The sequence below is a fragment of the Mycobacterium sp. WUMAC-067 genome (genome assembly GCF_020217485.1).
Lineage (GTDB): Bacteria > Actinomycetota > Actinomycetes > Mycobacteriales > Mycobacteriaceae > Mycobacterium.
The window spans coordinates 90,052-99,742 of the sequence record NZ_JAEKMI010000004.1 but is presented as its reverse complement, the minus strand read 5'-3'; the positions used below and the strand labels follow the sequence as shown (position 1 = coordinate 99,742).

The following is a 9,691-nucleotide window of genomic DNA, read 5'->3' as shown; positions in this document are numbered from 1 at the left end:
GACCATCAGTGCCAACGCAACAACACCAGTTCGGAACAGAATCCCGGTCCCATCGCGAGCATCAGGCCGGGACTTCCGCTCGGCGGCGGCTTGGCGAGGGTGTCGCGCAGCACATGCAACACCGACGCCGACGACAGATTGCCGATCTCGCCGAGCGAACGCCAGGTGAGTTCCAGGGCCTCCGGCGGCAGGCTGAGCGCGGCGTTGATCGCCTCGATGACCTTGGGGCCGCCGGGGTGGCTGACGAACGCGCCGATGTCGGTCGGGGTCAAGCCGTGGCACCGGAGAAACTGGGTGACGTCGTCTTCGATGTATTGCTCGACGACGGCCGCGACGTCCTTCGACAGCACGAGCTCGAACCCGCCCGATCGCACATCGAAGCCCATGGTGCGCAGCGAATCGGGGTACAGATGACTGCGCGAATCCAGGACGCTGGGCCCGCCGGCCGCAAGGTGTTCGGCGCGCCGGTCGCCCACGGCCACCACCGCCGCGGCCCCGTCGGCGAACAGCGCGCTGCCGACCATCCCGGCCAGCGACGGCTTGTATCCGGGATAGGTCAGCGAGCACAGCTCGACCGAGACCAGGGCGGCGACGGCGTCGGGCGCACCACGCAGGTAGTCGTTCGCGCGGGCCACCCCGGCCGCCCCGGCCACGCAGCCGAGCCCGAACAGCGGCACCCGTCGCACGTCGTCGCGCAGGCCGAGCCGCGCGGCGATCCGGGCGTCCACCGACGGCACCGCCAGCCCGGTGACGGTCGTCGTGATCAGCACGTCGACGTCCTGCGGCCGCAGTCCCGCCTCGTCGAGCGCGCCGGACAGCGCCTCGCAGCCGAGGTTCACGGCATGCTCGGTGAAGATCCGGTTCGCCATGCCGAAGTCGCTCAGCGTCGGGTATTGCTCGAGCGGCAGCACCAGGTGGCGGCTGTCGACTTTGGCGCTGGCATGCAGCTGCCGGACGATGTCTTCGTAGCCCGCGAACTCGGGAATGCTGACGAAGAAGTCGGTGAGGTCGCGCTGCGAATAACGGTGCGGCGGTAGCGCACCGAACACGCCGGCGACGACGCTCATTGCCTTCCCACCCCTTGGTCACGGGGATCCGGCCCGCAAGGTTCATCCGGATCTCTTTGAGCCCGCAGTCTAGTCGGCATGGCGGCGCCGGGCGGCGAAACCGATCTCATCTCAACGGCTCCCACTCGACAGGTCTTCGAGCCGTTCCTTGAGCCGTCCGGCGCTGGCCAGGACGTTTTCGATCTGCTCGGCGACCCGGACGGGCGCGGTGCCGCCCCACGCGTCCCGCGAGGCCACCGAGCCCTCGATCGTCAAAACCTCACGAACCTGCGGCGTCAGGTCACCGCTGATGGCGGCCAGCTCGTCGTCGGTCAGCTCGTCGAGCCCGACGCCGCGCTGCTCGGCGGCGCGCACGGCGGCCCCGGCGGCCTCGTGCGCGGATCGGAACGGCACCCCCTGGCGCACCAGCCATTCGGCGATATCGGTGGCCAGCGTGTACCCGGCGGGCGCGAGGGCGGCCATCCGATCGACGTCGAACGTCAGGCTGCGCACGAGCCCGGCCATCGCGGGCAGCACCAGCTCCAGCTGGGCGACCGAATCGAACACCGGTTCCTTGTCTTCCTGCAGGTCACGGTTGTAGGCGAGCGGCTGGGCCTTCAGCGTGGCCAGCAGGCCGGCCAGGTTTCCGATCAGCCGCCCGGATTTGCCGCGGGCCAGCTCGGCGATGTCCGGGTTCTTCTTCTGCGGCATGATCGAGCTGCCGGTGGACCACGAATCGTGCAGGGTGACGTAGCCGAATTCGGTCGAGCTCCACAGGATGATGTCCTCGGCCAGCCGGGACAGGTCGACGCCGATCATGGCGAAGACGAACGCCGCCTCCGCGGCGAAATCCCGCGATGCGGTCGCGTCGATGGAGTTGTCGGCGGCGGCCGCAAATCCCAGCTCGGCGGCGATCGCGCCGGGGTCCAGCCCCAGCGAGGATCCGGCCAGCGCCCCGGAGCCGTACGGGGAGATCGCGGCCCGCTTGTCGAAGTCGGCGAGGCGGTCGACGTCGCGCAGCAGCGGCTGGGCGTGCGCGAGCAGGTGGTGGGCCAGCAGCACCGGCTGCGCGGACTGCAGGTGGGTCTTGCCGGGCATGATGGCGTTCGGGTGGGCGGCGGCCTGGGTGGCCAGCGCGCCGACGACGTCCAGCGCCCCGGCGGCGACTCGCCGCACCGCGTCGCGCAGCCACATCCGGAACAGGGTGGCCACCTGGTCGTTTCGGGAGCGGCCGGCACGCAGCCGCCCGCCAAGGTCGGGCCCGACCCGGTCGATCAGTCCGCGTTCCAGCGCCCCGTGCACGTCCTCATCGGTGACCAGCGGCGAGAAGCTGCCGTCGGCGACGTCCTCGGCGAGCTGGTCCAGGCCGGCCAGCAGCCCGTCGCGCTGCTCCTCGGTCAACAGCCCGGCCCGGAACAGGATCACGGTGTGGGCCCGCGAGGCGACGATGTCGTAGGGGGCCAGCACCCAGTCGAAGTGGGTGGACTTGCTCAGCGCGGCCAGCGCGTCCGACGGGCCGTCCGCAAACCGCCCGCCCCACAACGACCCCTCGCGAGTGCTCATCTACCCGCTCCTGCGCCGCGAGTGTGAATCCTGCGACGGCTCGAGGGCGTGTCGCGTCGTGGAATGCACAGTCACGCCTCGGTGGCCTGGTCCCGGCGGGACGCGATCTTCGACGACAGCCCGTGCACGTAGACGAAACCCTTGGCGGCCGACTGGTCGAAGCTGTCGCCCTCGTCGTAGGTAGCCAGGTTGAAGTCGTACAGCGATTCGGCGCTGCGCCGCCCGTTGACCGCAATGTGGCCGCCGTGCAACACCATTCGGACCTCACCCGTCACATGTTCTTGGGTCTTGTCGACGAAGCTCTCCAGCGCGGCCTTCAGCGGCGAGTACCACAGCCCGTCGTAAACCAGTTCGGCCCAACGCTGATCGGTGTGCCGCTTGAACCGGCCCAGCTCGCGCTCGAGCGTGACGTGTTCGAGCTCGGTGTGCGCGGTGATGAGCACCATGGCGCCGGGCGCCTCGTAGATCTCGCGGCTCTTGATGCCCACCAGCCGGTCCTCGACGACGTCGAGGCGGCCGACGCCCTGCGCGCCGGCGCGGGTGTTGAGTTCCTCGATGGCCCCCAGCACCGACACTCGCTTGCCGTCGATCGTCACGGGTACGCCGCGCTCGAACCCGACGACCACCTCGTCGGGGGTGCTCCAGTTCAGCGTGGGGTCTTCGGTGTAGGCGTAGACGTCCTTGGTCGGCGCGTTCCAAAGGTGTTCCAGGAAACCGGTTTCCACCGCACGGCCCCACACGTTCTGGTCGATGGAGAACGGCGAGCGTTTGGTCACGTTGATCGGGATGGCGTTCTCTTCGGCGAACGCGATCGCCTTCTCGCGCGTCCAGGCGTAGTCGCGGACCGGAGCCAACACCTCGAGATCGGGTGCCAGCGAACCGAATCCGACCTCGAACCGGACCTGGTCGTTGCCCTTGCCGGTGCAGCCGTGCGCGACGATGCTACCGCCGTGCTCGCGGGCCGCCGCCACCAGGTGCTTGACGATCAGGGGCCGGCTGATGGCCGACACCAGCGGGTAGCGATCCATATAGAGGGCGTTGGACAGGATGGTGGGAAGGCAATAGCCCTCGGCGAATTCGTCGCGGGCGTCGACGACGACGGCCTCCACCGCCCCGCAGTCCAGGGCCCGCTGGCGGATGACCTCCATGTCTTCGCCGCCCTGGCCGAGGTCGATCGCCACCGCTACGACCTCACGGCCGGTCTCCTTGCCGATCCAGCTGATGGCCACCGAGGTGTCCAGACCGCCGGAATACGCCAGGATGACGCGTTCTGACATGAACCAATCTCCTTAGGTTGAAATCGCTTACGTGAGTTTTTCCAATGTGGTGGCCAGTTCGGCGCCGGTCATCGGCTCTCGAGCGGCCACGAAGACGGTGTCATCGCCGGCGATGGTGCCGACGACGTACGGTAGCGCCGCGCGATCGATCGCGCTGGCCAAATAGTCGGCGGCGCCCGGCGGTGTACGCAGCACCGCGAGATTCGCGCTGGCGTCGGCCGACACCAGCAGCTCGCTCAGCAGCCGCGACAGCCGCGCGGTCCCGCCGGACACGCCGCGCACCGGGTTGCCGTCCTCGGGGACCATGTAGACGCCGACGCCGCCGTCGGCACCACGCAGTTTCACCGCGCCCAGCTCTTCCAGGTCACGCGACAAGGTGGCCTGGGTGACCTCGATGCCCTCGTCGGCGAGGCGCGCCGCCAGTTCGCTCTGGCTGCGCACCTCGGCCGACGACAGGATCGCCACGATGCGGGCCTGCCGGCCGGCCCGGGTGGTTTCGGGGGTTGTTTTCGAGCGGGTCATGATCGCCGCTCCAAAAGCCACACCAGCAGCGCCTTTTGGGCATGCAACCGGTTTTCGGCCTCGTCGAAGACCACGCTGGCCGGGCCGTCCATCACCTCGTCGGTGATCTCGTCGCCGCGGTGAGCCGGAAGACAGTGCAGCACAATGGCTTCCGGGTCCGCCAGGGACAGCAGGTCCGCGTTGATCTGATAGGGCCGGAACGGCTTGACCCGGTCCAGGCCGTCGTCCTCCTGGCCCATCGACGTCCAGGTGTCGGTGACCAGGACGTCGGCGCCGCGCGCGGCCGCCGCGGCGTCGGCGGTGACGGTGACCGAGGCGCCGGTGTCCTCGGCGCGCCTGCGGGCCGCCGCCACGAACGCCGGATCGGGGGCGAAACCATCCGGGGCGGCGATGGTGACGTGGACGCCGGCGGTGACCCCGCCGAGCATCAGCGAGTGCGCCATGTTGTTGGCGCCGTCACCGAAATAGGCCATCCGCAAACCGGTCAGCGAGCCCTTGCGTTCGGCGATGGTCTGCAGATCGGCGAGCACCTGGCAGGGGTGGAACTCGTCGGAGAGCGCGTTGACCACCGGCACCGTCGCCGCCCCGGCCATCGCCTCGAGGCGCTCCTGCCCGAACGTGCGCCAGACGATGGCCTCGACATAGCGCGACAGCACCCGCGCCGTGTCCTCCAGCGTCTCGTCGCGGCCCAGCTGCGTGCTGCGGGCGTCGACGACGACGGCGTGCCCGCCGAGCTGGGCGATGCCCACCTCGAACGAGAACCGGGTGCGGGTGGAGTTCTTGTCGAACAGGACCGCGACCCCGCGCGGTCCCTCCAGGGGACGCGCGCTGAACGGGTCCTTCTTCAGTTCGGCGGCCAGTTGCAGCACCTCGGCCTGCTCGGCGGGCGACAGGTCGTCGTCGCGCAGGAAATGCCTAACCACGTGCAACCCCCTCGAAAATGGCCGGCAGCGCGGTGACGAAGGCGTCGAGCTGGTCTTCGGTGATGATCAGCGGCGGCGCCAGCCGGATGACGTCGGGCGCGGCGGCGTTCACCAGGAATCCGGCCTCCCGCGCGGCGGCCTCGGCGTCCTTGGCCCGCGGCGCGGTGAGCACCACCCCGCACAGCAGCCCGCGCCCGCGCACGTGGTCGACGAGCGGGTGGCCGAGCGCCTCGATGCCGTGCCGCAGCGACTTGCCCAGCACCTCGGCGTGGCGGACCAGGTTTTCGGACGCCAGCACCCGCAGCACCGCCAGCGCCGCCGCCGTGCAGACCGGGTTTCCGCCGAAGGTGCTGCCGTGCAGGCCGGGCGTCATCAGCTCGGCGGCGCGCCCGACGGCCAGGCAGGCCCCGATCGGCAGGCCGCCGCCGAGCCCCTTGGCCAGCGTGACCACGTCGGGGGTGATGCCGTCGTGCTGGTGGGCGAAAAACGTTCCGGTGCGGCCCATCCCGGTCTGCACCTCGTCGAGCACCAGCAGCGCACCGTGCCGCGCCGTGACATCGCGGGCGGCGGCCAGGTATCCCTCGGGCGGGACGACGACGCCGCTTTCCCCCATGATCGGTTCCAAAAACACCGCCGCCGTGTCGTCGCCGACCGCCGCGGCCAGCGCCGCGGCGTCGCCGTACGGCACGTAGGTGACGTCGCCGGGCAACGGGGCGAACGGCGCCCGCTTGCTCGGCTGACCGGTGAGCGCCAGCGATCCCATGGTCCGGCCGTGGAAAGCCTCTTGCGCGGCAACCAGTTTGGTGCGGCCGGTGAGCCGGGACAGCTTGAACGCCACCTCGTTGGCCTCGGTGCCGGAGTTGCAGAAGAACACCCGCGCCGGCGTTTCTTCGGGCGCGCCCAGCAGCGCGACCAGTTCCTCGGCCAGCGCGATACCGGGTTCGGTGGCATACAGGTTGGACGTGTGCCCCAGCGTCGCCATCTGGTGGGTGACCGCCTCGATGATCGCGGGGTGGCGGTGGCCCAGGATATTGACCGCGATGCCGCCGAGCAGGTCGAGATAGCTCTTTCCGTCCGCGTCGGTGACCACGGCCCCGTCGCCACTGGCCAGCGCCATCGCGGGGGTGCCGTAGTTGTTCATCATCACGGCTTCCCACCGCCGCTTCAGGGCGTCGGTATTACTCATGCCGGTACCACCTTGGTGCCCGTGCCCGCGTCGGTGAAAAGCTCCACCAGCACACAATGTTCGACCCGGCCGTCGATGACGTGCGCGCTCGGCACGCCCGCGGTCACGGCCCGCAGACACGCTTCGACCTTGGGAATCATGCCCGCCTCCAGGGTGGGTAGCAGTTGCGACAGTGTGGCCGTGTCGATTTCGCTGACCAGCGAATCGCGGTCGGGCCAACTCGTGTACAGGCCTTCGACGTCGGTGAGCATCAACAGCTTCTCGGCGTGCAGCGCCTCGGCCAGCGCCGCCGCGGCGGTGTCGGCGTTGATGTTGTGCACCACACCCTCGGCGTCCGGCGCCAGCGTCGACACCACCGGAATGCGCCGTGCGGCAATAAGATCCAGCACCGCGGCGGTGTTGACCCGCTCGACGTCTCCGACCAGGCCGATGTCGGTGGCCACGCCGTCGACGGTGACGCTGCGCCGCACGGCGGTGAACAGCTGGGCGTCCTCGCCGGTGATGCCGACGGCGTACGGTCCGTGCGCGTTGATCAAGTTGACCAGTTCGCGACCGACCTGGCCGAACAACACCATCCGCGCCACGTCGAGCACTTCCGGTGTGGTGACCCGGAATCCGCCCTTGAAGTCACCCTGGATGCCGAGCCGGCGCAGCATCGCGCTGATCTGCGGGCCGCCGCCGTGCACGACGACGGGGTGCACGCCGCAGTTGCGCAGGAACGCCATGTCGGCGGCGAAGGCGTGCCGCAGGGTGTCGTCGGTCATGGCGTTGCCGCCGTACTTGATGACGACGATCTTGCCGTGCAGCTGCTTGAGCCAGGGCAGGGCCTCGGCGAGCACCTGCGCCTTGACTCCGGTCGACAGGGCTTCGGTAGAGGAACTCATGAGCTGTACGCCGAATTCTCTTCGACGTAGCCGTGCGACAGGTCGGTGGTCCGGATGGTGGCCCGGCCGTCGCCGAGCCGCAGGTCGACGGTGATGTCGATGTCGGCCCCGGAGAGGTCCACCTCGCGCGCGCCCGGCGCCCCCACCCCGTCGGCGAAGACCGCGGAACCGTTGAACGACACCGTGATCCGATCGGGATCCAGGGGTATGGGCGCGATGCCGACGGCGGCCAGGACCCGACCCCAGTTGGGGTCCGAGCCGAACACCGCCGTCTTGACCAGGCTGTCGCGGGCGATGGTCCGCGCGGCGACCAACGCGTCGTCCTCGGAGGCGGCGCCGGTGACGGTGACGTTGACGCGTTTGGTGACGCCCTCGGCGTCGGCCTGCAGCTGGGCGCACAGATCGTCGCAGACGCGCAGCACGGCGTCGGCGAGGTCGCCCTGGTCCGGGGTGATCCCGCTGGCCCCCGAGGCCAGCAGCAGCACCGTGTCGTTGGTCGAGCACGCGCCGTCGATGTCGAGCCGGTCGAACGTGCGCGCGGCCGCGTGGCGCAGCGCGGCGTCCAGCGCCGCCGCGTCGACGGCCGCGTCGGTGGTGAGCACGCACAGCATCGTCGCCAGCGACGGCGCGAGCATGCCCGCGCCCTTGGCCATCCCGCCGATCGTCCAGCCGCCGGGGTGATGCAGCGCAACCTGTTTGGGCACGGTGTCGGTGGTCATGATCGCCTGGGCGGCGTCGTCGCCGCCGGACAGGCCGCCGGCCATGTCCTGCACGATCGCGCGCACCCCGGCGAGCACCTTGTCCATCGGTAGCCGGTCGCCGATCAGCCCGGTGGAGCACACCGCCACCTCGATGGCGCCGGTCTCGGTGCCCCAGTCCGACAACGCGGCCGCGACGGCCTCGGCCGTGGCGTGGGTGTCCTGGAACCCGCCCGGCCCGGTGCAGGCGTTGGCGCCGCCGGAGTTGAGGATCACCGCGCGCAGCGCCCCGGTGCTCAGCACCTGCTGGGACCACAGCACCGGCGCGGCCTTGACCCTGTTGCGGGTGAACACCCCGGCGGCCGCGTAATCGGGGCCCTCGTTGAAGACCAGGGCCAGGTCGCGCTTGCCCGAGGCCTTGATGCCGGCGGCGATGCCCGCCGCCCGGAATCCGGCCGGCGCGGTCACGCCCTGCTCGCGCACCAACCGCGGCGTCTCGATGCGCGTCACGGCGCCACCCCGATCACCGAAAGGCCTTCGGACTCCGGCCAGCCCAGCGCCAGGTTCATCGACTGCACGGCCGCCCCGGACGTACCCTTGACCAGGTTGTCGATCGCGGCGATCGCCACGAACGTCTGGGCCGCCTCGTCCACCGCGATCGCGATGTGGGCCGCGTTGCTTCCGATCACCGCCCCGGTGCGGGGCAGTTGACCGTCGGGCATCAGATAGATGAAAGGTTCTGCGTCGTAAGCCTTTTCGTAGGCTTCCCGCAGTTGCGACAGTGGCGCGCGGGTGCGGGCGGTGCAGGTGGCCAGGATTCCGCGCGACGTCGGGATCAGCACAGGGGTGAAGGACACCGTGACGTCGCGGTCGGTGACGGCCGCCAGGCCCTGGGTGATCTCGGGGGTGTGCCGGTGCGCCCCGGCGATGTTGTAGGCCCTCGCCGATCCGATGACCTCGGCGCCCAGCAGGTCGGGCTTGGCGGCCCGCCCGGCCCCGGAGGTGCCGCTGACGGCGACCACCGTGACGGCGGGCTCGATGAGGTCCTCGGCCACCGCGGGCAGCAACGCCAGCAACGCCGCGGTCGGGTAACACCCGGGGACCGCGATGCGTCGGGCGCCGCGCAGCCGCTCGCGCGCGCCGGGTAGCTCCGGCAGCCCGTAGGGCCAGCTGCCGGCGTGCGGGGAGCCGTAGAACCGCTCCCACGCGGCGGCGTCGGTGAGCCGGAAGTCCGCGCCGCAGTCGATGATCAGGGTGTCGGGGCCGAGCTGAGAGGCCAGCGCGGCCGAATGACCGTGCGGCAAGCCCAGGAACACCACGTCGTGGCCGGCGAGCGCGGCGGGCTCGGTCGGCTCGACGACGCGCTGGGCCAGCGGCGTCAGGTGCGGATGGTGCTCGGCGAGCGTGCTGCCGGCACTGGCCGCGGCGGTCAGCGCGCCGATCGAGAGGCGCCCCTGGGCATAGGCGGGGTGCCCGAGCAACAGGCGGAGGATCTCACCGCCCGCATAGCCGCTGGCACCGGCAACTGCCACCTTGATCACGTCGGCCATTTCGACGATTCTGCATGGTTATGCAGTCCTTTGCAAATCCAT

The 9,691-nt window shown here is 70.4% G+C and carries 8 protein-coding genes and 1 pseudogene; all 9 read right to left on the bottom strand.

The genetic code is table 11. From position 1 onward, the window contains the following. Window positions 1-5 precede the first annotated feature (5 nt). Complete coding sequence (locus JF781_RS04125; RefSeq protein WP_225327525.1) at window positions 6-1,067, bottom strand: type III polyketide synthase; 1,062 nt, start codon at window positions 1,065-1,067, stop codon at window positions 6-8. A 111-nt stretch (window positions 1,068-1,178) separates the two neighbouring features. Further along, complete coding sequence (gene argH / locus JF781_RS04120) at window positions 1,179-2,609, bottom strand: argininosuccinate lyase (protein ID WP_225327524.1); 1,431 nt, start codon at window positions 2,607-2,609, stop codon at window positions 1,179-1,181. A 71-nt stretch (window positions 2,610-2,680) separates the two neighbouring features. Beyond that, the gene (locus tag JF781_RS04115) at window positions 2,681-3,886 is read right to left on the bottom strand and encodes an argininosuccinate synthase (RefSeq protein WP_225327523.1); all 1,206 of its coding nucleotides are present in this window, start codon (window positions 3,884-3,886) and stop codon (window positions 2,681-2,683) included. 27 nt (window positions 3,887-3,913) lie between these two features. Next, window positions 3,914-4,408 (bottom strand): arginine repressor, encoded by a 495-nt coding sequence (locus JF781_RS04110; RefSeq protein ID WP_083016028.1) that lies wholly within the window; start codon window positions 4,406-4,408, stop codon window positions 3,914-3,916. Continuing rightward, window positions 4,405-5,331, bottom strand: coding sequence for an ornithine carbamoyltransferase (gene argF, locus JF781_RS04105; protein ID WP_225327522.1), 927 nt, complete (start codon window positions 5,329-5,331; stop codon window positions 4,405-4,407). Before argF ends, JF781_RS04110 begins: the two co-directional genes overlap by 4 nt. Then, window positions 5,324-6,517, bottom strand: a complete 1,194-nt coding sequence (locus tag JF781_RS04100) for an acetylornithine transaminase (RefSeq protein ID WP_225327521.1) — start codon at window positions 6,515-6,517, stop codon at window positions 5,324-5,326. The genes argF and JF781_RS04100 overlap by 8 nt, the downstream gene beginning before the upstream one ends. Continuing rightward, window positions 6,514-7,401 carry an acetylglutamate kinase gene (gene argB, locus JF781_RS04095; RefSeq protein ID WP_225327520.1) on the bottom strand — a complete coding sequence of 296 codons (888 nt, stop codon included), beginning with the start codon at window positions 7,399-7,401 and terminating at the stop codon, window positions 6,514-6,516. Before argB ends, JF781_RS04100 begins: the two co-directional genes overlap by 4 nt. After that, window positions 7,398-8,609, bottom strand: coding sequence for a bifunctional glutamate N-acetyltransferase/amino-acid acetyltransferase ArgJ (gene argJ, locus JF781_RS04090; RefSeq protein WP_225327519.1), 1,212 nt, complete (start codon window positions 8,607-8,609; stop codon window positions 7,398-7,400). Before argJ ends, argB begins: the two co-directional genes overlap by 4 nt. After that, window positions 8,606-9,665, bottom strand: a pseudogene (gene argC, locus JF781_RS04085) (N-acetyl-gamma-glutamyl-phosphate reductase). The gene argJ and the pseudogene argC overlap by 4 nt, the downstream one beginning before the upstream one ends. Window positions 9,666-9,691: the final 26 nt, after the last annotated feature.